Genomic DNA, 25,925 nt, shown 5'->3' with positions numbered 1-25,925 from the left:
GAGTTTTAAAAAGGATTAAATAATAATTATGCTTTGAAAATAATTAAAAATAATTTTCAAATATTAACTTGCATTAATAAATCTAATAATTATTATTTAGCTTTTATTTATTGGTTAATCTTAATGCAAAAATATATTATTTTATCAATATTAGCTTCTTGCTTATTAATCTCTTAGGGTTTAATTCCCCGAAGGTCTGCTTCGTGATATACTAGATGCATGGAAGAAAGCAGTTATATACATAAAAGTGATAATGTCACAGTACTAATATATCATTTAGTAACACCGGCAAAGTATAGAAGAGTAATATTCAAAGAGGAACTAGACGATTATTTATGTAAAATTTGTGAGGACATAGAAGCTCGTTATGAAATTAGATTTTTGGAAATAGGAGTAGATAAAGAACATGTACATTTTTTACTACAGTCAATACTAATGTATAGCCCAACAAAAATAACTCAAATCATAAAAAGTATTACATCTAAGGAAATGTTTAAGAAATATCCAAATCTTAAAGAAAAATTATGGGGAAGTGAGTTTTGGAGTAAAGGATATTTTATGAGCACAGTAGGTAAACATGGTGATGAGCGGAAATTACGTAATTATGTAAAAAATCAAGGTTCAGGCAAACCTTCTTATAAAGCATTTCAACAAAAACAGTTAAAACTTTTTGGATAGATACCTCGTAGCTCTGCTGCGAGGAGTATCATTTTTTATCTATGTTTTTCATTTCCTAGTTTCTTATCTAATTTGATGTTTAATTTAATTGGTGTTGTTATTATGCTCTTTTGAATATTTTGTTTTTTTTCTTGAGATAATAAATTTTCATTGTTATTGGATATTTTTGCTATAATTTGATTGATATTATTCTGCTCTAGTTTTATGGTCTTATCGTTATTTAAAATTAGCTCTCCAATTTTTTCACCAATTTTAGGGGCATATTTCACGGCAAAAATTGAAACAGGCAGAACTATAATAGAAAAAGCTGCCCCTGCTGTTGTAACGCTAATTGCTCCAACTAAAAGGGCACAAGCAGCACCGGTAATTTTACCGGTGGTTTGTTTAAAGAAATTACTTCTTCTTGTAAATTCTGAAGATATTTCTAATACTTTACTAAATTCTTGTTGTATATAAACGCTTATTTCGTTAGGGGTTTTGTACTTATTTATGCCATATTTTAAAGATGTACGGAATAATTTTGCGTGTGATTGTGCATAATTAATTATTTCATCAAAATTCTTTTCTTTTAAAAGAACTTTAAACACGTTTTTGATCTTTGCTTTTTCTTCGCTACTTATTTTTTCAACTCCAAAATATACTTCTACTAGATTTTCTGCTACAATATCCTGTGATTGTTCGGAAATATTTTGATTATTTTCATCTTCTGGAGTAATCATTATTACAAATAATTTTAAAGCTAGAGAAAAACTATCATCATTAATAACACACAACCTTAAGTAATTTTTAAGTCTTGAAATACATGTATTTATATATCTTTTAGCTTCAGGCTTTGAATTAAGTCTTATCGCATAATCTATAGCAAGCATATTTGCAAGAGTTGAGCAGGTAAGTTTCGGTAAGGTTATTAGTTAACCACCCTGCATTGCAAATGCAGGGCTTAAGATTACGGCATCAATGCCTTAGCTATAGCTAGTTTTCAACTTGAAAGTTTCCAAACTTATCATCTCTCGATTCATGTTTATCAATATAATCCTTGATCATTTGGTCAGTCACATTGCCTGTGGTTCTGACAAAATATCCAACAGCCCATAAGTGTTTACCCCAATACTGTTTCCGTAATTCTGGAAATTCCTGCTGAATCTTCCTTGAACTCTTTCCTTTTAGATACTGTACCACCTTACTAATACTTTGATAAGGTGGCACAGATACATAGATATGTACGTGATTTGAAGCTATCTTCCCTCTTAATATCTCTACTCCATTATCCTTACATATCTCTTGGGTTAGGTCCTTGACTCTCCTACCAATATCACCAACCAATATATTATATCGATATTTAGTCACCCATACTATATGATAAGTGCAATCGTAAACTGTGTGGCTTATCTTCTTGTAATACTGCATCTCTACATTCTATATGTTAAAACGACGCACTGCAAGTGCGGGGTTTTTCTCCCAAATTTGGGACAATAAAATTATTAATAATATCTTTTTTAAATAAAGTAGTGTCTATATTATTCATGTTGAAGATAATTCTCGTATATATAATATTAATTTGGCATAAATAAGATTAGGAGGATGAGCTACTGAAAGTTTGTAAATATTCTTAGGTGTTAATACTTCTTCATTTCGTACTCTTACAAATGATATGAGAGTGTTAGGCGGCATATAAGAATAAATCTCATGAAATATTTTTAGGAAAGTTATAAAATCCACAGCTGCATATTTTATATTTATACTGTAATTATTTACACGAATAGTTTCATTTTCGATTGCCGGAATATTATTTTTAAAAAAGACTGAATTTATTGATATATCTATAGGTTCTATTAAATTATATTTATCGCTTAAACCTTTTATTTTAGGAATCAATTCTTGATAATTTAAGCAGGTTGCTTTATTTGGTAAACTTAAATCAACATATTTCTTATAAGATTCTAAAATTTCTTCTTTAGAATTTTGCACGGAATAAAGCTTTAACACTTCTTCAGTTAAACTTTTTTGAGCTAATTGTTTATTAAAAATCGATTGTGCATATTCTTGCTGTAAACTTTTTATTATCCAAATAGTTAATGAAATAAAGAAAAAATATATAATAAATTGAAAGAATATAAGATTCTTTAAATACACGATATATTTTTGAAGCATTCTCTTTACCTTAAATAGTTTAAGTTTTTTCGTCAATGATACTAACAAATAACGGGATTTCTACCTTATTTGATATATCAATTATTTTATCCTTATATATAACATAATCTATATGCAAATGAGATAATTTATTTTTTACGCTTGTCATATGATCACTAAGCATTTTGATTGACTCATCTAACGAGATACCTTGAGTATTATAATTAAGCAATAGTTTAATCAATAAGTGTCTTTTTGAGACCAGTAAAATATTATCTATATTTGTTAATTCCCATTTTATTTCTTTTACTTTAAAAGATGGATTAAGGGTAATAATGAGTTTTTCAAGTAGTTCAAATGGTAATGGTACTGGTGCTTCCAGTAATTTGTCTATTACGTATAAATCAGCAAGACTAGTAGTGTTTTTAATATATGGATATTTATATTTTATATTATCATATTCTTGATTTGTGGCATAATATTTTTCATTAATAAAGTTAGTATCTTTATAATTTATATCTGTACGATATTTTATAATACCAGCAGTAATTATTAGTATTGCAAGTAATGCAGCAGATAATTTAAATGTTAAGCTTCTTATAATAGTTAGCTTTTTTATTGATTTTAGATAACTATTAGAAGCAGGAAAATTTTTATGCTTGATAAGTAATTTACTGATATTTGTATCTATAAGCCTAGTATTTTCTAAATTCGGTTCGTTTAATATGTTATCAACTGGAACAAAGATTACATGATAATCTTCAAAGTTTATAGGCTCTAATAAAGATTTTAATTCTTCGTCTACTATAAGAATAATGCAAACTTCTTTGTTAAGATTATTGATATAGTTTTTAAATAATATAAAACAGTCATTAATTTCCTGCTCTATAATACCTTGAATATAGCTAGCTGTCTTATCAAATTGATATTCAAAATTTCTAATGGTAATTATGTTATCTTTATGTTTAATAATGAACTTTATACCGCTAGCTTGCGTGGCAAACGCACAAATTTGAAAATAATTTGCATATTTATTATTTTCTACATTCTGAACTATTTTATTGATAATAGCTTGTAGTTCTAGTGTTAAGAAATACATTCCTTTAAAATTGAGCAATCTATTTTCTATTACGCATGAAACTATATCACTTAAAGGAGCTTTAAAAGGAGATGACATAATTAAAAGCGACCAAATCTCGCTTGGTTGAGAAGTAACATCATAAACGAAATGAGCTATAATATCTTCTTTTTCAAAATATCCTGCAATAAATTGCTCAATAGGATCTATCTTGACTATAGATTGCAATATTGGCAACTGATCATGACGCATCTTGCATTCAGTATTATCAAGTAAAAAGTAAATATCGCTTTTAGGGAATTTACTAAAAAAACTTTTATACAGATTTAAGTCTGTCTGCTGCTCAGAAGGAATAAATAATTTATCTAATATTTTATCACCAAGAAAAGCACTAAGAAAAATGCCTTTATTGCCTAATAAAACTACAATATTTTTTTTCAATTTAAATAAGTCAAAAATATTTTTCATAAATTAAGTTTATTTTGATTATAATTCATTATATATAATTAATTTTTATACTTATCATAATACATATGTCTAAATTTACCACTGAAGAAATTAGAAGTAAATTCATATCTTACTTTAAAGCAAATAATCATACGCATGTAAGTAGCAGTTCGCTCATTCCGCATAACGATCCGAGCCTTATGTTTGTTAATTCTGGTATGGTGCAGTTTAAAAACGTCTTTACTGGGCAAGAAAAAAGAGCATACGACAAAGCAGTAACCAGCCAAAAATCCTTAAGAGCAGGAGGAAAACATAATGACCTTGAAAATGTTGGCTATACTGCAAGACATCATACATTTTTTGAGATGCTTGGTAATTTCTCTTTCGGTGATTATTTTAAAGAGCAGGCTATATATTACGCTTGGAATTTGCTAACAAAAGAGTTTGAACTACCAAAGGATAAGCTTTATGCAACAGTTTATCACACTGACGACGAAGCAGCTTCTTATTGGAAAAAAATAGTAGGGCTTTCGGATGACCGCATAATCAGAATTAAAACAAACGATAATTTTTGGTCAATGGGTGATACTGGTCCTTGCGGTCCTTGTTCGGAAATATTTTATGATCATGGTGAGCAAATATATGGTGGGTTACCTGGCACCAAAGATGAAGATGGTGACCGATTTATTGAGATTTGGAATATGGTATTTATGCAATATGAACAGATTGATAAAGACACCAGAATAGAGTTACCAAAAAAGTCGATTGATACCGGTATGGGTCTTGAGCGTATGACGGCGATTCTTCAGCATGTTAATAATAATTATGACATAGATTTATTCCAAGGAATAATTAGTTTTACAGAAAATATATTAAAAGTGAAAGTAGAGGCAGAGGCAAAGTTCTCATACCGTGTTATTGCTGATCACCTAAGAGCTTGTAGCTTCTTAATAGCTGATGGGGTAGTGCCGTCAAATGAGGGGCGTGGTTATGTGCTACGGCGTATTATGAGAAGAGCCATGCGTCACGCTCATATGCTTGGGTCAAAAGAGCCTTTAATGTATAAATTACTACCGAAGCTTGTTGATTTAATGGGCAATGCTTATCCTGAGCTTAAAAGAGCTGAGAGCTTTATAAGTAGTATATTAGAGCAAGAAGAAATTAGATTTAAAACGACTTTAGAGCGGGGTTTAAAATTACTCTCCGAAGAAACAGAAAATCTAAATACAGGCGGTAGATTATCAGGTGAAGTAGCCTTTAAGTTATATGACACATATGGGTTTCCTCTTGATTTGACGGAAGATATTTTAAAAAATCGTAATATCGCTGTTGATCATTCAGGATTCGAGCAGCAAATGCTAGAGCAAAAAGAGCGTGCTAGAAAATCCTGGCTTGGATCAGGTGAGTCTAAAACTGATCAGTTATGGTTTGATATTAAAGCGAAATATGGCAGTACAGAGTTTTTAGGCTATAATCTTAATGAAGCTGATGGAAAAGTAATTGCTCTAATTAAAGATAATGCTTTAGTTAACGATATTAGTGAAATAGATACGCAGTTTCTCTTAATAGCCAACCAAACGCCTTTTTATGGTGAGTCAGGTGGTCAGATGGGCGATATCGGAGTAATTAAAACCCCAAATTGGGAGATAGAAGTAACAGATACTCTAAAATATCTTGGCTCTATAATAGTTCATAAATGTATATTGAAAAAAGGTAAGGTTACTACAAATGAAAATGCTAATTTTAGTATTGATGTTAAATATAGACAAAATTTAAGAATCCACCATTCAGCAACGCACTTACTTCATGCAGTATTGCATCAGGTACTGGGCAAACATGTCATACAAAAAGGATCACTTGTTGCTACTTCTTATTTAAGATTTGATATTAGTCACCCTAAAGCTTTAACTCTTGAAGAAATTATTTTAATTGAAGATAAGGTAAATGAGATTATCAGAGATAACCATGAAGTAGATACTACGCTTATGTCTACCGAAGATGCTGTAAAACAAGGAGCTATGGCATTATTTGGTGAGAAGTACGATTCTGAAGTTAGAGTAGTTAGGATGGGTGAAACTTCGCTTGAGCTATGCGGCGGTACCCATGTCAGACATACCGGTGATATTGGTTGTTTTAAAATTACCAGCGAATCGGCTATTGCAGCAGGTATTCGTAGAATTGAAGCCGTTTGCGGTGAGTTTGTAATTAAACTGATTAGGGAAAAAGAGGGATTACTTAAAAATATAGAAAATAGCCTAAAGACTAACAAAAATGAGCTTGTTAGTAAAGTTAACAATATTTTAGAGCGTAATAAAGAACTTGAAAAGGAGTTAGAAAAAACTTATTTAGCTAGTTTAGATTTGAGCGTAGAGCAGATTGAAAAACAAGCTGAAAAGCTCAAGGAAATTAAATTGATTTATCGTCACATAGAAAATTTAGATAATAAAATTTTACGTCAAGCTGCTGAGAATTTAGCTAAAAAAGCAGAAAATTTAGTGGTAGTATATGTTGGAAATAATAACTCTAAATTATCTATCACAGTAGCAATAAGTAAAGCTATAACAGATAAATTTAATGCAGGTCTAATCGCAAAAGAACTCTCTTTATTCTTAGGCGGTAGCGGTGGAGGTGGGCAGCCTAGCATCGCCCAAGCTGGTGGAAATGACTTAAGCAAATTACCGAAAGTTAAAGAGAAGCTACAAAGTTTGTTAGAAATATAACTTTTAATTAAAAAAACAATATTATTATTGTGCTATTAATCTCTTAGGGTTTAATTCCCCGAAGGTCTGCTTCGTGATATACTAGATGCATGGAAGAAAGCAGTTATATACATAAAAGTGATAATGTCACAGTACTAATATATCATTTAGTAACACCGGCAAAGTATAGAAGAGTAATATTCAAAGAGGAACTAGACGATTATTTATGTAAAATTTGTGAGGACATAGAAGCTCGTTATGAAATTAGATTTTTGGAAATAGGAGTAGATAAAGAACATGTACATTTTTTACTACAGTCAATACCAATGTATAGCCCAACAAAAATAACTCAAATCATAAAAAACGCGAGTTTCGTATTCATAAAGTCGCTGTATAGCTGATAAATACTGGGTTACGGTGGATATTGATAATACTGTTTTTGTTATAAAATGGGCTTAAAATGCATAAATTTTCAGCAATTTGTCTTTTTTGACTCCAATTATTACAGTATGAAACTTATCCAATCTCCCAAAAGCCTTAAAAAATCAGGATTGTGGCAAATTCCTTAACTATAATTTAGGCATCTTAATACGAAACTCGCGTATATGTAGCACCAGAACTTGGCATAACATGCTTAAAACCTTTGCTATCGGTAACATTTGCAGGGGTAACTGCAACCTTATTGATCATGCCTGATTGAATATCAACACTCACATGTTTTTTATAACCATACCAAAATTTATTCCCTCCCTTACAGCCAATTTTGGCTTGTTTATCCTTTGCAACCTTAGGCAAAGTCTCATTATTCAATTTATCATATTTTTGTGCTCTTAGTTTATCACGTTCCTCCCAGAGATTAGCTTTTGAGATTAAATGAGAAGCATCTACAAAGGTAAATACTTCACCCATATAGCCTTGTACTCGTAGTTGATCGCGGAATTTTGTAAATATTTTTGATAGTAAATTAGTACCTATTTTTTTACGTATTTTACTAAATACACTATAATCAGGTGTCTTTTCTGTAAGAGCAAAATTACAAAACCATTTCGCCGCTGTGCTATCAGCTAAATAACGTTCTAATTCCCGATCAGATAAGTCTTCCATAAATTGTAGCAGCAAACATTTAAACAGCCTCTCTATACCATATCCTTTATAATTAGCTTCGCATTCTAATGCTAATAACTCAGCTTCAACTGCTTTGAATTTGAATAAACTTTTGAATTTACGATATTGATGATCCGCATTTACTAACTCATCTAAACTTACCATTAGCATTTGATACTCTGACATATAAACATATTTTTTATTTTTTTATTATACCTGCTACCCTCTCATCTCGCAACAGTCCCTTAATAGAGCCGGTGGTATAGTTAAAGCATCTTTTAGCCCTGGCAATAAGGATGATAGAAAACAGCTGGAACTGATGATCAAAAATCTTTTTGGTAAAGTATTCGGAGATCGTGGTTATATTTCACAACAATTATTTCAACAACTTTTAGAGCAAGGAATTTTTATGGTAACTAGGGTAAAGAAAAATATGAAAAATAAACTTATGTCTATGTTGGATAAAATATTATTGCTTAAAAGAGCATTAATAGAATCTGTGTTTAGTAAAATTAAACTATTGGGGAAGTTTGAGCATTCAAGGCATAGATCAGTTACAAATGCCTTTGTGCATATGGTTGCAGCACTGATAAATTATCAAATGTCTGATAATAAACCTTCTATTACATCTCTCTTGATATGCTAAATCCTATGCTATATTAATTCGAAACTCGCGTTAATAAATATTTTAAAAAAGAAATTCTGTTTAATATAGAGATAAATGTTATTCAATAGTGTAGTAATTTAATAGAGATTTGTTTACAGAGTTAGAATTTTTATTAATAAATTTCTTTAAGCCATTAAAGTTGTTAAAACCACTAATCGTTTTAAATTAAAACATATGGCATTCATAAATTCGGAGAATTGATTTTTGGCAATTCCTATATATCTAACCCGCTTATTATCTTTTGAAAATACCATCTCGAAAGGTGCTCTGATTTTCGTATAATATTTATCAAGGTCAAAATTCTTATCTTTCATATTATTTTTCTTTATTGCACAAAGATGGACTCCCTTTTTAGCTGCTGCATTCTTGGTAGAGATTGTACAATAACCTTTATCAACATATGGGGTCGTTGAAAGATAATTTTTGATAGTAAAATAAGAGGAAAGGAGGTAATAAATATTTTAAAAAAGAAATTCTGTTTAATATAGAGATAAATGTTATTCAATAGTGTAGTAATTTAATAGAGATTTGTTTACAGAGTTAGAATTTTTATTAATAAATTTCTTTAAGCCATTAAAGTTGTTAAAACCACTAATCGTTTTAAATTAAAACATATGGCATTCATAAATTCGGAGAATTGATTTTTGGCAATTCCTATATATCTAACCCGCTTATTATCTTTTGAAAATACCATCTCGAAAGGTGCTCTGATTTTCGTATAATATTTATCAAGGTCAAAATTCTTATCTTTCATATTATTTTTCTTTATTGCACAAAGATGGACTCCCTTTTTAGCTGCTGCATTCTTGGTAGAGATTGTACAATAACCTTTATCAACATATGTAGCACCAGAACTTGGCATAACATGCTTAAAACCTTTGCTATCGGTAACATTTGCAGGGGTAACTGCAACCTTATTGATCATGCCTGATTGAATATCAACACTCACATGTTTTTTATAACCATACCAAAATTTATTCCCTCCCTTACAGCCAATTTTGGCTTGTTTATCCTTTGCAACCTTAGGCAAAGTCTCATTATTCAATTTATCATATTTTTGTGCTCTTAGTTTATCACGTTCCTCCCAGAGATTAGCTTTTGAGATTAAATGAGAAGCATCTACAAAGGTAAATACTTCACCCATATAGCCTTGTACTCGTAGTTGATCGCGGAATTTTGTAAATATTTTTGATAGTAAATTAGTACCTATTTTTTTACGTATTTTACTAAATACACTATAATCAGGTGTCTTTTCTGTAAGAGCAAAATTACAAAACCATTTCGCCGCTGTGCTATCAGCTAAATAACGTTCTAATTCCCGATCAGATAAGTCTTCCATAAATTGTAGCAGCAAACATTTAAACAGCCTCTCTATACCATATCCTTTATAATTAGCTTCGCATTCTAATGCTAATAACTCAGCTTCAACTGCTTTGAATTTGAATAAACTTTTGAATTTACGATATTGATGATCCGCATTTACTAACTCATCTAAACTTACCATTAGCATTTGATACTCTGACATATAAACATATTTTTTATTTTTTTATTATACCTGCTACCCTCTCATCTCGCAACAGTCCCTTAAAATATTCTCTACTTGCTTCTATATCAGCAGGGTCAATAATTATCTGGCTATAACTATTATTTGAATGAAAATTATCATAGCCATCAAGGTAGTATTAAACTTAAAGTAAATCTATAATTTTGCTTGCAATACTTAAAAAGATATTGTATAAAATCTTTGAAGGTTTTTGTAATTAAAGTGCATTACCACACCATATATAACAGTGTGGCTTGACATTGAGGGTGCTTTTTCCTCTACTTGGGCAACGCCCTGCGGAAGTAATAATTATAATAATATTTCTTAAAGGCCCCTTCGTCTAGCGGTTAGGACACCACCCTTTCACGGTGGGAACACGGGTTCGAGTCCCGTAGGGGTCACCATCCTTATTTCTCGATTATTCCTTACTAAAAATATTATTGTGCGACTCAAGAGTCGTCATTGTGAAAAAGTATTGCCTGCGTAGATCGAAAAGCATCCTCGGTGTCATCTAGTTGCTTGGGAACTAGTTCCAGAAAACAACTTAAAATCTCAACCACTACCGGCTGAGAGCCGGTAGGTTGATGATAGGCACTAGAAGTGCCGTAGAGTTTAAGCTAAAGCTTATTCCAATCTAATGTTAGAAATAGAAGTTGGTTTATGAGCTTCTGTATGGTTATTTATATACTCATTAATTACTTCATCTGTGATATGACCACTTGTTGTACTAAAATAACCTCTTCCCCAAAAATGCTTCCCCCAATATCTCTTTTTTAATTCTGGGAATTCTTGTTGTATTCTACGTGAAGTTCTACCTTTTGCTCTTTGTACAAATTCACTTACTGCTATATTAGGAGGTATCGATACTAAAATATGTACATGATCAGATGATATCACCCCATTTACTATCCTAATATTCATTTCCTCTGAAACTTGAGCTATGATTTCCCTAATCCTTTCTTTGATAACTTGGGTTAATACTTTATAACGGTATTTTGTTATCCATACTATGTGATACCTGTGATAATATACCGTATGTTTCCCTTTTTCATATTCTGTCATAGTCATCCTATAAAATAAGTCCTACTTACTTATTTTATATAAGACGACTATGACTTATTCAAACTAAAGTTTCTCCACCTGAAGGTGGAGGTTTGAACCATCAGCTGGATAATCAACGTTATTAGTATTTTTAACTGGTTTCGATGTCATTCCTGCGTGGAGGCTTGCTTGCGTAGATCGGTTTTCCAGTTGTCATCCCGCGACTTGATCGCGGGATCCAACTTAAAATACTAGAATTATTAGTACTTTTTACTTTTTTCTGGATCCCGTGGATAAGCCACGGAATGACACATACGTAATAAAAAACCTATATAGTTTGACTATATAGGTTTTCTTGCTTTATAATGTACTGGATGATATTAAGAATCTTAAATAAAAAATTATGTTAAATAATATTAGAAAAACTGCCGATAGTTTTATAATGCGAGTTTTATTCGCAATGATCGTTTTTGCCTTTGTTGGTTTTGGCATTAAAGATGTATTACATGGAAGAAGCGGTGGTAATATCGTAACTTTTTCTCATGCAAAAAATATATCGCAAGAAGATTTTCTGCGGGCAAAATCTTTAGAAATTAATGCTATATCTAAACAAGTAGGAGTAAGACTAACAGAAGAAGAAATAGCACAATTAAATATAGATAATAGAATCTTAAAAAGACTTGTTTTTGAGAATATCTTAGATTATCTAGTTAGCTATTATGATTTTGATATAAGCGACGATACTGTAAAAAATTTAGTAAAAGAATCGCCAGTTTTTAAAAATGATCAAGGAGTTTTTGATATAAAGCTCTTTAAAACTTATTTTAGAAATTCTTATATAGATGAAGAAAAATATTTGTTAAATTTTAAAGAAAAAGCCTTAAAAAATATTTTTGCTGGTACTTTTTTAGATAGCTTTTATGTTCCGAAAGCCATGACTGATAATATAGTGAATTATATGGCTGAAAAAAGAGAAGTGGAATTAGTACAAATGAATCTACAAAACAAGCCAAAAGATTTACAAATTTCAGTTCCTTCCGACCAAGAATTAAAGGATTTTTATCAGAATAACAAATCTTCATTTGAAGTGCCAGAAAAGCGTAGCTTTTCATATATTAAAGTTACTACTGAAAACTTACAAAAGAAAATCCAAGTTACTAAAGAAGAATTATTAGAATTTTATAATGAGAATAAAGAGGGATTTGGAGAACAAAGTTTTGAGGATGTACAAAAACAGTTACGTGAACAAGTAGAATCTCAAAAAATTGATGTTCTAAATATGGAACTTACTAAAAATTTAGAAGATGATGTTGCAGCTGGCTCTAGCTTAGTTGAAATCGCAGAAAAATATGAGCTACCTATTAACAATATCAATAATATAAGCTATGCCGATTTGATCGAAGACAAAATAATCGCCGAAAATGCCGATAGTATTTTTGAGCTTAGTGAGGGGGAGTTATCTTATCCGATTGAGGCAGAAGATAAAAGCTATTTAGTACTTGTTGAATTAAAATCTATAAATCCAGCAAAAATACCTGAATTTGATAGTATTAAGGAACAAATAAATAGCACTTGGATGAAGCAATATCTTGCCGATCTGAATATAAAAATTATGAAAGATTTAGCAAAAGAAAATAATTTTGATACAGAAGATAAAACATCAAATGCTAAAATACGTACAAAAACTTATATAAGATCAGAAATGGAAAATGATCAGATGTTAACTCCTGAAATATTATTATCCATTTTCAACACTAAAATAGGTGCTAATACTCCTGTATTTCAAGTAGGTGATGAGCTATATTTTGCCCATATTAAATCAACAAATATAGATGAGCAAGTAGCTAAAAATATTAAAGCTAACTCTGAAAAAAATATAGTAAACACTATTAAAAATTCTATAATTGATGAATTGATTAACTATACAATCAAGCAAAATGATATGAAAGTGAAAACATAACTCGCTTCTAAAGTTAATTTGGTCGTATCCTTGTGTACTTTTTGTTACGCTGCGGTGCAAGCACTTCCGTGTTTCCTATAAATTCCTCTTTATTAGCTTCGTTATGTAATAGCCCCTTATTTACTTATGAATAAAATATGAACTTTAAAGATTTACCAGAGTTTTTAAAATTGTTAGAAAAAAACGGTGAATTAAAGCGTATTTCTGCCGAAGTTAAAACTGATTTAGAAATTACTGAAATCAGCAGAAGAGCATTGGAGCAAGGTGGTCCTGCTTTGCTATTTGAAAATGTTATAAAAGCTGACGGCAATAAATCTACCATACCTGTTCTGACTAACCTTTATGCTAGTATAAATCGTATTTGTATGGGGCTTAAGCTTCAAAACATTCAGGAATTAAGAGAGCTTGGAGTTTTACTCGCATTTCTTAAACAACCGCAACCACCATCATCTTTTAAAGAAACATTATCGATGTTACCGCTAGCAAAGCGTATCTTCGCTATGTCACCTAAAGATGTCTCAAAAGCTGCTTGTCATGAAATTATTATAAACAAGCCTGACCTTAGTATATTACCGACCCAAAAATGTTGGTCTCTTGATGTATCACCTTTAATTACCTGGTCTATAGTTGTAACTAAAGGACCAACCGATGAAAAGGTTGATAATTATAATCTCGGCATATATAGAATGCAGGTTATTTCAGAAAATAAATTATTGATGCGATGGCTTAAACTGCGAGGTGGTGCAGAGCATCATAAACGTTGGAAAGAATCAAAAAAAGAACCTTTTCCAGCTGCTATCGTTATTGGAGCAAATCCGGCGGTAACTATGTCAGCAGTAATGCCTATACCAGAAAATATTTCAGAGTATAATTTTGCTGGGTTACTTGGTAATGAAAAAGTAGAACTAGTAAAGTGTAAAACCGTTGATCTCAAAGTTCCAGCACATAGTGAAATAGTGCTCGAGGGGTATGTTAGTTTAGATGAGTATTTGCCTGAAGGTCCTTTTGGCGACCATACCGGATATTACAATGATGTCGAAGAATTTCCAGTATTTACTGTAACAGCAATAACGATGAAAAAAAATCCTGTATATTTAAGTACTTATACAGGTAAACCGCCAGATGAGCCATCAATACTTGGTGAAGCATTAAATGAGATTTTTATCCCTCTTATTCAGCAACAATTTCCGGAAATCGTTGATTTTTGGCTGCCACCTGAAGGTTGTTCATATAGGGTTGCAGTAGTGTCGATTAAAAAATCTTATCCTGGTCATGCTAAAAGAATAATGCTTGGTGTTTGGTCTTATTTACGGCAATTCATGTATAGCAAATTTATTATTGTGGTGGATGATGATATTGATATTCGTAACTGGCAGGAAGTAATTTGGGCAATCTCAACAAGAGTTGATCCAAAGCGTGATACAACTTTCATAGAAAACTCCCCAATAGATTATTTAGATTTTGCATCACCAGAGTCAGGACTTGGCAGCAAAATGGGAATAGATGCAACAGATAAAATATACCCTGAGACAAACAGAAAATGGGGTAAAAAAATCGAAATGGATCAGGAAGTTATCGACAAGATAAATGATATGTGGGATAGTCTAGAGATATAGGCTTTGGTACATTCGTCTACCGTTTATAGCTACTTACTAATTTATCAAAGGTATATTGGAACTAGACTATGTACAACATACCACATGAAACGATTATTAATAATTTCAAAGAAATAGCCGATAAATATCAAGAACTGATCATGCATTTAATGCAGGGTAAGGGTAGTATAATACCGCAAAATTTAATTAATAGCGATAAGAATAGAATTATCGCTATCTTGATGGTGGAACAATTTTGGGCAAATCCTGAAAAATTTTGTAGTATTAATACCCAGTATATTGAAAAGCTAAGAGAGCTTACTACGAATGCTTTTGCGAAATTTGTTGGTAGTCCGGCAAAAGCTATATTTTTCCCAGATAATCGTGATAAAAGATTTAAAGATTCTTTGTGGGAAGATAATGCTTATTTTGATTTTGTTAAACAATATTATCTACTATCCGCTGAATGGCTTAAGAAAAATATCGATCAATATGAATTATCAGACGATCTTAAACAACATTTAGATTTTTTAACCAGGCATTTTATTGATGCTTTTTCGCCATCAAATTTTGCTTTTTGTAATCCAAAAGTTTTGCGTGAAACTCTGGAAAGCGGTGGACAGAATTTAGTACAAGGGCTTGAAAATTTCCTAAGAGATATAAAAAATTCAGGTGATATATTAAATATTAGAACTACCGATAAATCAGCTTTTAAACTTGGTGAGAATATTGCGACAACAAAGGGAAAAGTCATATTTCAAAATGATTTGATGCAACTAATATGCTATGAGCCGAAAGCAAAAGTACATAAGATTCCGATATTAATTATTCCCCCTTGCATAAATAAATATTATATTCTCGATTTATCTTCACATAATTCATTAATATCTTTTTTAGTAGAAAATAATTTTCAAGTTTTTCTTATTTCGTGGGTTAATCCAGATTCGTCTTTAGCAAAAGGTTTTGATGATTATTTACAAGACGGGATTTTAGTACCTATTGAATATATTAGAAAGCTTGGCTTTAAAAAAATTGATTTCGCTGGATATTGCATGGGTGGAACATTTCTTGCCATTATTCTTGCCTATTTAAAAGTAAAAAAACTAGATTATGCTAATAGTGCTACGTTCTTTACCACCTTGCTTGATTATACTAGTCCTGGTGAGCTTGGAGTATTTTTTAATGAAAATACAATGAAGTATATTAAAGAGGATATGGATTTGAAAGGATATTTTGATGGAAAATATTTATCAAATACCTTTAGTCTATTAAGAGCTAATGATTTAATTTGGACATTTTTTGTAAATAATTATTTACTTGGTAAAAATCCTATGCCGTTTGATTTGTTATATTGGAATGCTGATTCTACAAATTTACCGGCAAGAATGTATCAAGAATATTTACAAAATACCTATTATAATAATTTACTAAAAGAGCCTAATACTTTAGAAATATTAGGAACTAAGATAGATCTTGGTAAAGTTGATTGCAATTCTTTCTTTGTGGCAGCTAAGGAAGATCATATTGCACCTTGGCGTTCAATATATGATGGAATGAAATTGATAAATGGTGATAAGGTTTTTTGCCTAACTGATTCAGGGCATGTAGCAGGGGTTGTTAATCCTCCAAAAACTACTAAATATAATTATAGACTTAATGAGGATTTAAGTTTAAATAGTAAAGAATGGCTTTTGAAAGCTACAGAACATAAAGGCTCATGGTGGGATTGCTGGCTTTATTGGCTTATCAAAAGTAATACTGAACTAGTAAAATCTTTAGAGTATAAAAATTTAATAGCAATTGAAGAAGCACCAGGAAGTTACGTTAAAAAATAAAAAAGTTTGTGAAGAGAAAAAATAAAAAATTTACGAAAATATTTATTGCCTTTATTTTAGGCATAGCAATAGGTGTTCTAGGATATTCAGATTATGGAACTGATTTAATAAATCAGTTCAAAGTATCGCATATACCGCCTCCAAAAATAAAGCATTACAATATTTCGCAACTTTCTAGAAGTAAAGTTAGTACATGTTTTACTCCCCCATCAGGCTGCACCAAGTTTATAGCAGATCAAATTGATACAGCTAGAGAGTCTATCTATATGCATGCATATGGTATGAGTGATTCGTTAATTACTACCGCTCTAATTGATGCTCAAGCACATGGTGTACAAGTGAAAATCTTACTTGATCGTAGTAATTTAAAGCAAAAATTTTCTAAATTACACGAATTACAACGAGCAAAAATTGAGGTAGGAATAGATAAAGTTCCAGGCATTGCTCACAATAAAGTTATAATTATTGATAGAAAGAAAGTTATAACCGGCTCATTTAATTTTACTGCCGCTGCTGATAAACGCAATGCAGAAAATGTAATCGTTATAGAAGATACTGAGCTTGCAGATTCTTATCTACAAAACTGGCTCAGTAGAAAAGCGAGGAATGGATAGGATTGTCATGCCGCAACTTGATTGCGGTATGACACAACCCTTAAGCAGGCTTTTTATTGAATACGTTTTTTTGTGCTTGCTCAGCCATATTCTGCATATTAGAAGAAGCTTGATGAACATTTTCAGAAATGTTCTTGTTTACTGCTTCTAATATTTTTGCTGAAGTTTCATAAGCAATATTTGCAATCTCTTTAGCATTACTCATAGATGTTTCATAAATAGATTTAAAACATTTCTGATGACAATCGCTTGCTTGCTTGAAATCATTGGAACCCATTGCTTCTTTAGTAGAATTCAAAATGGTGTTAACATTATGTTGTACCATTTCAGAGTTTTTCTTAAGCAAGTTTTGCATGCTTTCAGTAGCTATCTGATTTGTTGTTACTAAAATATTCAAAGCTCTTTGCATTGTTCCGGTGGTAGATGAAAAATCTATATTAGGCATGTTTTTTATAGAACTCATATAAAGTTCAGGATTCATATAAGATTTCATAAAATCTAAAAATTGTGTATTATTTAACATTATTTTTCTCCTAAAAATAAATTAAACTTTGTAAAATATAAGTGACTGCGTGTTTTGTGGATTTGTTAAGAACCCTTAACCCATTAATTCATGCTAACATTTATAAAATTATGAGTCAATAATTGTTAGATGGTAAGTTAGTATTAAAATTAATTCAGTTTTATAAATGTTAGATACACAAACGCAAGAATTAATAATTAAGTGGCAAAAATACCTCAGCTTGCAAAAAAATTACTCTAATCATACTATGATTTCCTATAATAATGATCTTAAACATTTCCTTGAGTTCATGAATTATTATAATTCGGATATCGTCACAATGGATTATATTAAGGTTGCAGATATAAGATTGATGCGAAGTTGGCTTGCTAAAAGAAAATGTGATAATTTTGTTACTTCATCAATTGCTCGTGGTTTATCTGCCATAAAGAATTTTTATAAATTTTTAGAAAAAACCTCTGATATACATAACCATGTGGTTTTTTCTATTAAATCTCCCAAAAAAAGTAAAGTACTGCCAAAGACCCTATCTGAAGAAGAGGTGAATATATCACTTGATCATATTGAAGAATATGGAAATAGTCAGTGGATAGAAGTTAGAAATAAAGCATTACTTGTTCTCATATATGCTTCAGGTTTAAGGATATCTGAAGCATTATCGATTACAAAGCTTCATTTACAAAATTTAGAATTTATAAAAATAATGGGTAAAGGAAGTAAAGAAAGAGTAATTCCTTGGCTCACTATTGCTAGAAATTTGATCACAGAATATTTAGAAAAATTACCATATGAATTGAAAGATGATGAACCGATATTCAGAGGGAAGCAAGGTAAGAAACTGCAACCTCCTGTATTTAACCGTGAGTTAATTAAGTTGAAACGCTTTTATGGGTTACCTGAACATTTAAGTGCTCATTCATTTAGACATAGTTTTGCCTCGCATTTACTAGAAAATGGGGCAGATTTACGCTCTATTCAAGAGCTATTAGGACATAAAAGTTTATCAACTACACAAAGCTATACAAAAACAAGCATAAAGCATTTAGAAATGGCATATGTTACCGCACATCCAATCAAAAAATAAAATATTATTTTATATTAACAATCTTCTTGCGTTAATTTTAAGTTATATATTATATTAATTTAAAACCTTATAAGTATAGGTACTAAATAGATAATATTGAGATTATGAATATGTTTAAAATTACTACATTGCCTGAAGAATATAAGCCATCTAAAGACGAAGAATATATGTGTAAAAATCACTTGGAATATTTTAGACAGAAGCTTTTAGAGTGGAAAAATTCTTTACTCAGTGAATCTCAAGAAACTTTAAATCATCTAAAAGAAGAAAATTGGAATGAATCAGACCCTAATGATCGTGCTACTACTGAAACAGAAACTGCTTTCGAACTTCGTACTAGAGACAGATATCGTAAGTTATGTGAAAAAATAGAGCAAGCATTAAAGCGTATTGAAGAGGGTGAATATGGTTATTGTGAAGAAACAGGCAATCCTATAGGTATAAAAAGGTTAGAAGCACGACCAATAGCTACATTATGTATTGAAGCACAAACGCGGTATGAAAATTATGAAAAAAATCATTTAGATGAACCACAGAGATAAGTAGATGAAATTGATTAATTATAATGTCACCCCATGATTTATTCACGGGATCTTGCTAACTAATCCTAGTTTATTGCAGTGATTTTAGTTTATCTAATACTTCCTGAGCATGTCCTTTAGCATTAACAGAACGCCAAATATGCCTAACCACACTTTCCTTATCAAGTAAGAAAGTTGCTCTATCTATGCCCATATATTTTTTACCAAACATTGATTTCTCTACCCATACCCCATATTGTTCACATAGATTTGAATTTGCATCTGAAGCTAAATCGAATTCTAAGCAATATTTTTCTTTAAACTTATCATGAGAGTCGAGCTTATCTTTTGAAACCCCGATAATGACTGCATTAAGCTTATCGAATTCTGGTTTTAATTTATTGAAATCTTGTGCTTCTAAAGTACATCCTGGTGTGTCATCTTTTGGGTAAAAATATAGTACCACAAATTTGCCTTTTAAATCAGATAATTTAATTACTTTCTCTTTGCCTATATGTAAAGAGAAATCATGAGCTTTTTTCCCTATTTCTAATGTCATAATATTTCCATATTTAATTATTAAGTTCAAAGGACTTAACATAGCTAATCATCTTATATTAAAATATATATTTTTAAAATTATTTTTTATCATATTGCTTTTTTTATCGGATTATTTATTATGTAAATACAAAATATCTAAGTTTAATTTTTGTTAACTATTTTAAAAAAATAGTAAGAAATTTGAATGATATAATATAAACAATAACATTAATGATCGGAGAATATCATGAAAAGAATTTTAGTAACATTTGCAACTGCTGCTACATTATTATTAACCCCTAATGCTTTTGCTGATGATGCTACAAAAAATGAAACACAAGCACAGGAAGTAGCGGAGCAACAAACAAAAACAATTGCTCAAAAATTAGAAGAGTTAAAAGAAAATTTTAAAGATTTAGCAAAAAATGGTAGCGAAAAATTTAATCAAACTTTAAGTGATACTTATAATCAAATGTCACAAACTATTGCAGAAATAAAAGACGAAAAAGGTAAAGAGCTACAAAAAGCTTTAGATGATGCTAATGAAAAGATTGAAGAATATAAAAAAGCTGGCACTAAACAACAAGAACAAATGCATCAAGCTATTATTGATAAATTAGATGTATTAAATAAAAATATTAACGAACACAACGAAGAAAAAGCAAAGTCGTAACTAATGTATTTTTAATTGAATCCCGTGGACAAGCCACGGGATGACACCGATGGGCTTTTCGAACCATGAAACAATGTTGTTTTTCCTCGCAATGACGGAAAAACGATCCACACCCACAAAATCAGCTAATTACATATATTTGACTTTAATAAGTTAAGCATGCTATAAGTTAAACTACACTCATATAATTAATTTGTATTCTATGACTATTACTAAAGAAAAAATTGTCTTTATGTTAAATGCTGAATTAGGTTTTTCGAAAAGCTTATGCGAAGAGATAGTTAATGCAGTTTTTTCTAATATTTTAGAGCTTGCAAAAGAGCAGAAATTAACTTTAAAAAACTTTGGTAGCTTTGAAGTTAAGCATAAAAATTCTCGTCCTGGAATAAACTTTCATACAAAATCTCAAATCACTATAGAGCCGAAAAATATATTACGCTTTGTCCCATCTTCTAAGTTAAAAGCTTTGATTAATGAAAATAACTAAAAAAAAATATTATTCAGCTAATGAAATAACAAAGCTTTTAAACATTGCTTTATACCAATTAAGGTATTTAGAAACAAAAATTCTAGGCTTATCTAATTACAAAATAAAAAATAGAAAATATTACACTGCGAATGATTTTGAATTATTTCAAAAGCACTTAAACATCGATAAAAATATGTCTAACTTCTTTCCAAATATTAATATTGATGATAATATAGATATATTGCTTATTAATTTCAATGATTTATCCCTCCAAATAAAAAAAATCCTTGCTGATAATTTTAGATCGTGTGTATAGTATTACAAATTTAATATTATATTGGAGTAATTATGACTTTAAGAAAAGCTGTAAAACCTGTAATTATAGGTATCTCAAATATTAGATTAACTGATGACGAAAGAAAGTTATTAAAAGACCATTCTCCTTTGGGAATAATTTTGTTTGCAAGAAATATTGAGAAGAATGATAAAGGTGAGCAAAATAAAGAAGTTCTTGCTCAGCTTATCACTGATATAAAAGAAATATTAGGGGAAAACTCTATTATTGCTATAGATCAAGAGGGTGGTAGAGTACAAAGGCTTACAAAACCAACTTTTTATGACGCTCCTCCTGCTAAAGATTTCGGTGACTTAGCAAAAGATCAAGGGTTAGAAATTGCAATAGAAAAATGTAAACAAAATTACAGTAATATAGGTAAAGAACTAAAAGCTCTTGGTATTAATTTAGATTTTGCACCGGTAGGCGATATAAGCCATAAAGGAGCTCATGATGTTATAGGTAATAGAAGTTTCGGTGTAGAACCTGAAATAGTTGTGTCTTTATGTATAGCAGCTTTGGAAGGTTTGCAGCAAGAAAATGTACAAGGTTGTATAAAACATTTGCCAGGGCATGGTAGAGCTAAAGCTGACAGCCATAAAGAATTGCCGAAAGTAAGTACTAGTTTAGAAGAGCTAGAGAAAACTGACTTTAAGGTGTTTAGAGAACTTAGCTCTTTTGATCAAGTGAAGCTTGCTATGACAGCACATATAGTTTATGAGTGTATTGACCCTAATAATCCTGCTACATTATCAACAAAGGTTATTGATTATATTAGAGATAAAATCGGCTATAAAGGTCTTATTATTTCTGATGCAATAGATATGAAAGCTTTAAGCGGTAGTATGGCAGATATTACTACAAATGTATTGAACGCAGGGGTGGATATAGTACTAGAATGTACTGGGAAGTATGAAAATATGCTAGAAGTTTTAGGAAATGTACAAGAAGTATTGATAGATAAATTTACTGATTTACTATAAACTAACACGTATAAGTTGCTTTAAGGAAACTATTTTATTAATTTAAGTTAAATTTAATTAAACAATATATTGAAAAAACTTGTTTTTAATTTTTAGTTAAAGAATTAATTTTACTAGTTTTCTTAATATTTAGGTATGATAGCCTTATAACTTTAGTTTTGAAATCATTATAAGCTCTTTACTAAGAATTGAAATTAAGAAATTCCTTTGTATATTTATTTAGTAAATAGGAGAAAAGTGCTTGATTTGCGATATAATTAATATAATTAAAGAGGACTTGCATAAAGCTGACATAGAGAACAAAGTATTTATGCGTCTTAAAGAACCTTACTCTGTTCTTAAAAAAATGAAAAGAAAAAAGGTGGCGGTTCATGAATTGAAAGATTTAATTGCATGCAGAATTATTGTTAAGTCTAAGGATCAATGCTATAATACTCTTGATATAATAAAAGAGTCCCCGCATCTATCATTATTGCATACCAAAGATTATATTTGTAGACCCAAAAATAATGGTTACCAATCTATTCATAGCATAATGCAGCTTGAATACTCTAAACGTAATTTTGAAATACAAATAAGAAGCGAAGAAATGGATAGAGATGCCGAACTTGGTAGAGCAGCCCATCTAAATTATAAAGCAGAACAAGATAAGCATTTGAAAAAAGTTTTTGATATTGCTAATAATACAATATTATATAGAGCTAGACAAATGGTAGAAAACTTTAAAGGTCTAGAAGAGCAAATTATAGAATATGAAAAAGAAATTATGCGTGTTTGGCATACTAGATATGATGAAATGCTAAAATGGGAAAGTGGTGCTAAGTTATTAATATTTAGCCAAGAATAAATGTATACTCGTTTAATCTCTTAGGGTTTAATTCCCCGAAGGTCTGCTTCGTGATATACTAGATGCATGGAAGAAAGCAGTTATATACATAAAAGTGATAATGTCACAGTACTAATATATCATTTAGTAACACCGGCAAAGTATAGAAGAGTAATATTCAAAGAGGAACTAGACGATTATTTATGTAAAATTTGTGAGGACATAGAAGCTCGTTATGAAATTAGATTTTTGGAAATAGGAGTAGATAAAGAACATGTACATTTTTTACTACAGTCAATACTAATGTATAGCCCAACAAAAATAACTCAAATCATAAAAAGTATTACATCTAAGGAAATGTTTAAGAAATATCCAAATCTTAAAGAAAAATTATGGGGAAGTGAGTTTTGGAGTAAAGGATATTTTATGAGCACAGTAGGTAAACATGGTGATGAGCGGAAATTACGTAATTATGTAAAAAATCAAGGTTCAGGCAAACCTTCTTATAAAGCATTTCAACAAAAACAGATGAAGAACTCGGCCGCAAGCGACCGAGTTTCAAAACAGGTTAAACTGCTTTGTTTCTTTTTCAATTTTATCCATTGCGTTTATTTGATTTCGTACATATTCACGAATTACCTCATCATTAACGTTACCTACAGTTTCTACAAAAAAACTTTGCGTCCAAAGTTTACCACCCCAAAAATATTTACGCTTTATTTTTGGATAAAGCTTGAAAAAATTTCTTGCAGATATGCTTTTTATTATTTGCATAATATACGACGGAGAAACTTTTGGCTCAGATTTTACTACCATATGAATATGATCAGTAGGTATCTCTAACTCCACTATTTCTATATTATAATCGTAACCAATCTTCTTTATTATTAACCTTAAGCTTTCTCTATAAGGTTCAATAAACACTTTATGACGATATTTTGGTATCCACACAAAGTGATACATTATTCTAAAAACATGATGACTATTACGCCTCAATTCCATTCTACTAAATTATAATATGCCAACGCTTATATTATAACGCTATCCATCTAGGGAGCAAGCTCCCTAGATTTTCGCTATGCGGTTAAAACTTTTTGGATAGATACCTCGTAGCTCTGCTGCGAGGAGTATCATTTTTACTAAATGTAAGATAAAATCTCAACTATTACATAAAAACTAATCTAGAAAAATACAGACAAACAAGTATCGTAGGCATTAGCGGCATGGGAAAAACTCAGCTAGCTAGAATGCAAAACTTACGCTATGTTATCTCAAATGTAACTAAACAGCTTGACTGGAAGCTGTTTATTCATATTAGAGGATTTTAATAAAACCCCAGTATTAAACCATTTATCATAAAACATAGCGTAAGTTTTGTTGAAAGACAAATTTCGGGACTCGCCTGTGCTCACGTACTATTTGTACGCTCCGCAGGCTCACCACTTATTTGACTTCCAACTCTTAAAGTATCTGCGGTATACTCAGTTAATTTTAAAAATTGTCTATAAAACGCGAGTTTCGTATTCAAAAAGTCGCTGTATAGCTGATAAACAGTGGGTTACGGGGATATTGATAATACTGTTTTTGTTATAAAGTGAGTACAAAATACAAATTGCTAATTAAAATATGGTATTTATAGTATAAGAAAAAAGTTTATAGGTTATTGAAAAAACTTTAAGAGCAATAACCTATGATAATGGATTTTACAGAAATATTTTGTTACGTCGATGATTTTTTTCAAGAATTAGACAAGCATACAAATTCAATTACTAACCATAACAACAAATCTGGTCCTAAAAGTCGACTTAACAGAAGTGAGGTAATAACAATTATAATAGGCTACTGGCAGTCATCTTATGATTGTTTTAAGAATTATTATCTGAAGCAAATATGGATTTATCATCAAAGAGATTTTCAATTAGTAAGCTATAGTCAATTTATAAAAATAATAGGTCCACATTTACCACTATTAGTACTGATATTCAATTCTATTTTGGATCACAGTGTGATGGCCTTTCTTTTGTAGATTCAAGTAGTATAGAGGTATGTAAGAGATACCGTATTTCAATGAATAAAGTGTTCGCCGGCATAGCAGCACGCAGTAAGACAACAAAAGGTTGGTTCTATGGACTTAAACTACATCTAATAATTAATAGAGCCGGTGGTATAGTTAAAGCATCTTTTAGCCCTGGCAATAAGGATGATAGAAAACAGCTGGAACTGATGATCAAAAATCTTTTTGGTAAAGTATTCGGAGATCGTGGTTATATTTCACAACAATTATTTCAACAACTTTTAGAGCAAGGAATTTTTATGGTAACTAGGGTAAAGAAAAATATGAAAAATAAACTTATGTCTATGTTGGATAAAATATTATTGCTTAAAAGAGCATTAATAGAATCTGTGTTTAGTAAAATTAAACTATTGGGGAAGTTTGAGCATTCAAGGCATAGATCAGTTACAAATGCCTTTGTGCATATGGTTGCAGCACTGATAAATTATCAAATGTCTGATAATAAACCTTCTATTACATCTCTCTTGATATGCTAAATCCTATGCTATATTAATTCGAAACTCGCGT

23 protein-coding genes, 1 tRNA gene and 5 pseudogenes are annotated in these 25,925 nt (G+C 30.6%); 18 read left to right on the top strand and 11 right to left on the bottom strand.

Going from position 1 to position 25,925, the window contains the following annotated elements; translation table 11 throughout:
• Positions 1–219 precede the first annotated feature (219 nt).
• Positions 220–678, top strand: a complete 459-nt coding sequence (gene tnpA / locus ACOAL3_RS10445; protein WP_419234569.1) for an IS200/IS605 family transposase — start codon at positions 220–222, stop codon at positions 676–678.
• Between the two features lie 35 nt (positions 679–713).
• Here tnpA (ACOAL3_RS10445) and ACOAL3_RS10440 read toward each other — a convergent pair whose 3' ends face one another.
• The 4 genes and pseudogenes from ACOAL3_RS10440 to ACOAL3_RS10425 form a co-directional block, all read right to left on the bottom strand.
• On the bottom strand, positions 714–1,586 hold the full coding sequence (locus tag ACOAL3_RS10440; protein WP_419235655.1) for an RP853 family protein: 873 nt from the start codon (positions 1,584–1,586) through the stop codon (positions 714–716).
• 64 nt (positions 1,587–1,650) lie between these two features.
• Positions 1,651–2,085, bottom strand: coding sequence for an IS200/IS605 family transposase (gene tnpA, locus ACOAL3_RS10435; RefSeq protein ID WP_341794258.1), 435 nt, complete (start codon positions 2,083–2,085; stop codon positions 1,651–1,653).
• A gap of 114 nt (positions 2,086–2,199) precedes the next feature.
• Entirely contained in the window at positions 2,200–2,829 is a 630-nt protein-coding gene (locus ACOAL3_RS10430; protein ID WP_395476872.1) for a hypothetical protein, read from the bottom strand.
• 19 nt (positions 2,830–2,848) lie between these two features.
• Positions 2,849–4,376, bottom strand: a pseudogene (locus tag ACOAL3_RS10425) (hypothetical protein).
• A 43-nt stretch (positions 4,377–4,419) separates the two neighbouring features.
• On the opposite strand from ACOAL3_RS10425, the gene alaS reads away from it, so the two are divergent.
• Both alaS and tnpA (ACOAL3_RS10415) read left to right on the top strand, forming a co-directional pair.
• Positions 4,420–7,053 carry an alanine--tRNA ligase gene (gene alaS / locus ACOAL3_RS10420; protein ID WP_419235018.1) on the top strand — a complete coding sequence of 878 codons (2,634 nt, stop codon included), beginning with the start codon at positions 4,420–4,422 and terminating at the stop codon, positions 7,051–7,053.
• A gap of 89 nt (positions 7,054–7,142) precedes the next feature.
• A pseudogene (tnpA, locus tag ACOAL3_RS10415) lies at positions 7,143–7,397 on the top strand (IS200/IS605 family transposase); the annotation flags it as partial.
• A 220-nt stretch (positions 7,398–7,617) separates the two neighbouring features.
• Here the strand turns inward: tnpA (ACOAL3_RS10415) and ACOAL3_RS10410 are convergent.
• Positions 7,618–8,322, bottom strand: coding sequence for a transposase (locus ACOAL3_RS10410; protein ID WP_419235017.1), 705 nt, complete (start codon positions 8,320–8,322; stop codon positions 7,618–7,620).
• Positions 8,323–8,380: 58 nt separating this feature from the next.
• On the opposite strand from ACOAL3_RS10410, the pseudogene ACOAL3_RS10405 reads away from it, so the two are divergent.
• Positions 8,381–8,782: pseudogene (locus tag ACOAL3_RS10405) on the top strand (transposase); the annotation flags it as partial.
• Positions 8,783–8,928: 146 nt separating this feature from the next.
• Here the strand turns inward: ACOAL3_RS10405 and ACOAL3_RS10400 are convergent.
• Together ACOAL3_RS10400 and ACOAL3_RS10395 are read right to left on the bottom strand one after the other, a co-directional pair.
• Complete coding sequence (locus ACOAL3_RS10400) at positions 8,929–9,117, bottom strand: hypothetical protein (protein ID WP_419235016.1); 189 nt, start codon at positions 9,115–9,117, stop codon at positions 8,929–8,931.
• Positions 9,118–9,368: 251 nt separating this feature from the next.
• On the bottom strand, positions 9,369–10,328 hold the full coding sequence (locus ACOAL3_RS10395; protein ID WP_419234543.1) for a transposase: 960 nt from the start codon (positions 10,326–10,328) through the stop codon (positions 9,369–9,371).
• A gap of 347 nt (positions 10,329–10,675) precedes the next feature.
• Here ACOAL3_RS10395 and ACOAL3_RS10390 point away from each other — a divergent pair.
• Positions 10,676–10,750: transfer RNA gene (locus ACOAL3_RS10390), tRNA-Glu, on the top strand.
• A gap of 220 nt (positions 10,751–10,970) precedes the next feature.
• Here the strand turns inward: ACOAL3_RS10390 and tnpA (ACOAL3_RS10385) are convergent.
• A complete protein-coding gene (gene tnpA, locus ACOAL3_RS10385) occupies positions 10,971–11,408 on the bottom strand; it encodes an IS200/IS605 family transposase (RefSeq protein ID WP_419235588.1) in 438 nt (145 codons plus the stop codon).
• A 382-nt stretch (positions 11,409–11,790) separates the two neighbouring features.
• Here tnpA (ACOAL3_RS10385) and ACOAL3_RS10380 point away from each other — a divergent pair, with 382 nt between their 5' ends.
• The 4 genes from ACOAL3_RS10380 to ACOAL3_RS10365 all read left to right on the top strand — a co-directional run bounded on the left by ACOAL3_RS10380 (position 11,791) and on the right by ACOAL3_RS10365 (position 17,391).
• Positions 11,791–13,347: a peptidylprolyl isomerase gene (locus ACOAL3_RS10380; protein ID WP_419235015.1), complete on the top strand. Its 1,557-nt coding sequence runs from the start codon at positions 11,791–11,793 to the stop codon at positions 13,345–13,347.
• A 137-nt stretch (positions 13,348–13,484) separates the two neighbouring features.
• A complete protein-coding gene (locus tag ACOAL3_RS10375; RefSeq protein ID WP_419235014.1) occupies positions 13,485–14,963 on the top strand; it encodes a UbiD family decarboxylase in 1,479 nt (492 codons plus the stop codon).
• Positions 14,964–15,031: 68 nt separating this feature from the next.
• A complete protein-coding gene (locus ACOAL3_RS10370; RefSeq protein ID WP_419235013.1) occupies positions 15,032–16,777 on the top strand; it encodes a PHA/PHB synthase family protein in 1,746 nt (581 codons plus the stop codon).
• Positions 16,778–16,785: 8 nt separating this feature from the next.
• A complete protein-coding gene (locus tag ACOAL3_RS10365) occupies positions 16,786–17,391 on the top strand; it encodes a phospholipase D family nuclease (RefSeq protein WP_419235012.1) in 606 nt (201 codons plus the stop codon).
• A gap of 40 nt (positions 17,392–17,431) precedes the next feature.
• Here the strand turns inward: ACOAL3_RS10365 and ACOAL3_RS10360 are convergent, their stop codons facing one another.
• Positions 17,432–17,914, bottom strand: a complete 483-nt coding sequence (locus ACOAL3_RS10360) for a phasin family protein (RefSeq protein WP_395477094.1) — start codon at positions 17,912–17,914, stop codon at positions 17,432–17,434.
• A 166-nt stretch (positions 17,915–18,080) separates the two neighbouring features.
• Between ACOAL3_RS10360 and ACOAL3_RS10355 the strand changes: the two genes are divergently transcribed.
• A complete protein-coding gene (locus ACOAL3_RS10355) occupies positions 18,081–18,998 on the top strand; it encodes a tyrosine recombinase XerC (RefSeq protein ID WP_419235011.1) in 918 nt (305 codons plus the stop codon).
• A 110-nt stretch (positions 18,999–19,108) separates the two neighbouring features.
• Entirely contained in the window at positions 19,109–19,540 is a 432-nt protein-coding gene (gene dksA, locus ACOAL3_RS10350) for an RNA polymerase-binding protein DksA (protein WP_419235010.1), read from the top strand.
• Positions 19,541–19,610: 70 nt separating this feature from the next.
• Here dksA and bcp read toward each other — a convergent pair whose 3' ends face one another.
• Complete coding sequence (gene bcp, locus ACOAL3_RS10345) at positions 19,611–20,078, bottom strand: thioredoxin-dependent thiol peroxidase (protein WP_011476874.1); 468 nt, start codon at positions 20,076–20,078, stop codon at positions 19,611–19,613.
• Between the two features lie 228 nt (positions 20,079–20,306).
• Between bcp and ACOAL3_RS10340 the strand changes: the two genes are divergently transcribed.
• From ACOAL3_RS10340 to tnpA (ACOAL3_RS10315), 6 genes and pseudogenes are all read left to right on the top strand, one after another.
• Complete coding sequence (locus ACOAL3_RS10340; protein WP_395477097.1) at positions 20,307–20,732, top strand: DUF7553 family protein; 426 nt, start codon at positions 20,307–20,309, stop codon at positions 20,730–20,732.
• Between the two features lie 202 nt (positions 20,733–20,934).
• Positions 20,935–21,219 (top strand): HU family DNA-binding protein, encoded by a 285-nt coding sequence (locus ACOAL3_RS10335; RefSeq protein WP_395477098.1) that lies wholly within the window; start codon positions 20,935–20,937, stop codon positions 21,217–21,219.
• A complete protein-coding gene (locus ACOAL3_RS10330) occupies positions 21,206–21,517 on the top strand; it encodes a MerR family transcriptional regulator (RefSeq protein WP_419235009.1) in 312 nt (103 codons plus the stop codon). The genes ACOAL3_RS10335 and ACOAL3_RS10330 overlap by 14 nt, the downstream gene beginning before the upstream one ends.
• A 32-nt stretch (positions 21,518–21,549) precedes the next feature.
• Positions 21,550–22,518, top strand: coding sequence for a beta-N-acetylhexosaminidase (gene nagZ / locus ACOAL3_RS10325; protein ID WP_419235008.1), 969 nt, complete (start codon positions 21,550–21,552; stop codon positions 22,516–22,518).
• A gap of 241 nt (positions 22,519–22,759) precedes the next feature.
• Positions 22,760–23,365 carry a RelA/SpoT-related domain-containing protein gene (locus ACOAL3_RS10320; protein ID WP_419235007.1) on the top strand — a complete coding sequence of 202 codons (606 nt, stop codon included), beginning with the start codon at positions 22,760–22,762 and terminating at the stop codon, positions 23,363–23,365.
• Between the two features lie 66 nt (positions 23,366–23,431).
• Positions 23,432–23,836: pseudogene (gene tnpA, locus ACOAL3_RS10315) on the top strand (IS200/IS605 family transposase); the annotation flags it as partial.
• A gap of 66 nt (positions 23,837–23,902) precedes the next feature.
• Here tnpA (ACOAL3_RS10315) and tnpA (ACOAL3_RS10310) read toward each other — a convergent pair.
• Positions 23,903–24,307: an IS200/IS605 family transposase gene (tnpA, locus tag ACOAL3_RS10310; RefSeq protein WP_419234538.1), complete on the bottom strand. Its 405-nt coding sequence runs from the start codon at positions 24,305–24,307 to the stop codon at positions 23,903–23,905.
• Between the two features lie 727 nt (positions 24,308–25,034).
• Between tnpA (ACOAL3_RS10310) and ACOAL3_RS10305 the strand changes: the two are divergent.
• Positions 25,035–25,894, top strand: a pseudogene (locus ACOAL3_RS10305) (IS982 family transposase).
• Positions 25,895–25,925 lie beyond the last annotated feature (31 nt).

This window comes from Rickettsia endosymbiont of Nabis limbatus, assembly GCF_965196655.1.
Lineage (GTDB): Bacteria > Pseudomonadota > Alphaproteobacteria > Rickettsiales > Rickettsiaceae > Rickettsia.
This window is presented reverse-complemented; position numbering and strand designations above follow the sequence as displayed.

Excerpts from the sequence above, each read along its gene's own strand:
- ACOAL3_RS10355 (WP_419235011.1), top strand. The coding sequence starts at position 18,081 with ATGTTAGATACACAAACGCAAGAATTAATAATTAAGTGGCAAAAATAC.
- ACOAL3_RS10370 (WP_419235013.1), top strand. The coding sequence starts at position 15,032 with ATGTACAACATACCACATGAAACGATTATTAATAATTTCAAAGAAATA.
- nagZ (WP_419235008.1), top strand. The coding sequence starts at position 21,550 with ATGACTTTAAGAAAAGCTGTAAAACCTGTAATTATAGGTATCTCAAAT.
- ACOAL3_RS10395 (WP_419234543.1), bottom strand. The coding sequence starts at position 10,328 with ATGTCAGAGTATCAAATGCTAATGGTAAGTTTAGATGAGTTAGTAAAT.
- tnpA (WP_419234538.1), bottom strand. The coding sequence starts at position 24,307 with ATGTATCACTTTGTGTGGATACCAAAATATCGTCATAAAGTGTTTATT.
- tnpA (WP_419234569.1), top strand. The coding sequence starts at position 220 with ATGGAAGAAAGCAGTTATATACATAAAAGTGATAATGTCACAGTACTA.
- dksA (WP_419235010.1), top strand. The coding sequence starts at position 19,109 with ATGTTTAAAATTACTACATTGCCTGAAGAATATAAGCCATCTAAAGAC.
- alaS (WP_419235018.1), top strand. The coding sequence starts at position 4,420 with ATGTCTAAATTTACCACTGAAGAAATTAGAAGTAAATTCATATCTTAC.
- ACOAL3_RS10340 (WP_395477097.1), top strand. The coding sequence starts at position 20,307 with ATGAAAAGAATTTTAGTAACATTTGCAACTGCTGCTACATTATTATTA.
- ACOAL3_RS10410 (WP_419235017.1), bottom strand. The coding sequence starts at position 8,322 with ATGTCAGAGTATCAAATGCTAATGGTAAGTTTAGATGAGTTAGTAAAT.
- ACOAL3_RS10335 (WP_395477098.1), top strand. The coding sequence starts at position 20,935 with ATGACTATTACTAAAGAAAAAATTGTCTTTATGTTAAATGCTGAATTA.
- ACOAL3_RS10380 (WP_419235015.1), top strand. The coding sequence starts at position 11,791 with ATGTTAAATAATATTAGAAAAACTGCCGATAGTTTTATAATGCGAGTT.
- ACOAL3_RS10430 (WP_395476872.1), bottom strand. The coding sequence starts at position 2,829 with ATGCTTCAAAAATATATCGTGTATTTAAAGAATCTTATATTCTTTCAA.
- ACOAL3_RS10400 (WP_419235016.1), bottom strand. The coding sequence starts at position 9,117 with ATGAAAGATAAGAATTTTGACCTTGATAAATATTATACGAAAATCAGA.
- ACOAL3_RS10360 (WP_395477094.1), bottom strand. The coding sequence starts at position 17,914 with ATGTTAAATAATACACAATTTTTAGATTTTATGAAATCTTATATGAAT.
- tnpA (WP_341794258.1), bottom strand. The coding sequence starts at position 2,085 with ATGCAGTATTACAAGAAGATAAGCCACACAGTTTACGATTGCACTTAT.
- ACOAL3_RS10330 (WP_419235009.1), top strand. The coding sequence starts at position 21,206 with ATGAAAATAACTAAAAAAAAATATTATTCAGCTAATGAAATAACAAAG.
- tnpA (WP_419235588.1), bottom strand. The coding sequence starts at position 11,408 with ATGACAGAATATGAAAAAGGGAAACATACGGTATATTATCACAGGTAT.
- ACOAL3_RS10375 (WP_419235014.1), top strand. The coding sequence starts at position 13,485 with ATGAACTTTAAAGATTTACCAGAGTTTTTAAAATTGTTAGAAAAAAAC.
- bcp (WP_011476874.1), bottom strand. The coding sequence starts at position 20,078 with ATGACATTAGAAATAGGGAAAAAAGCTCATGATTTCTCTTTACATATA.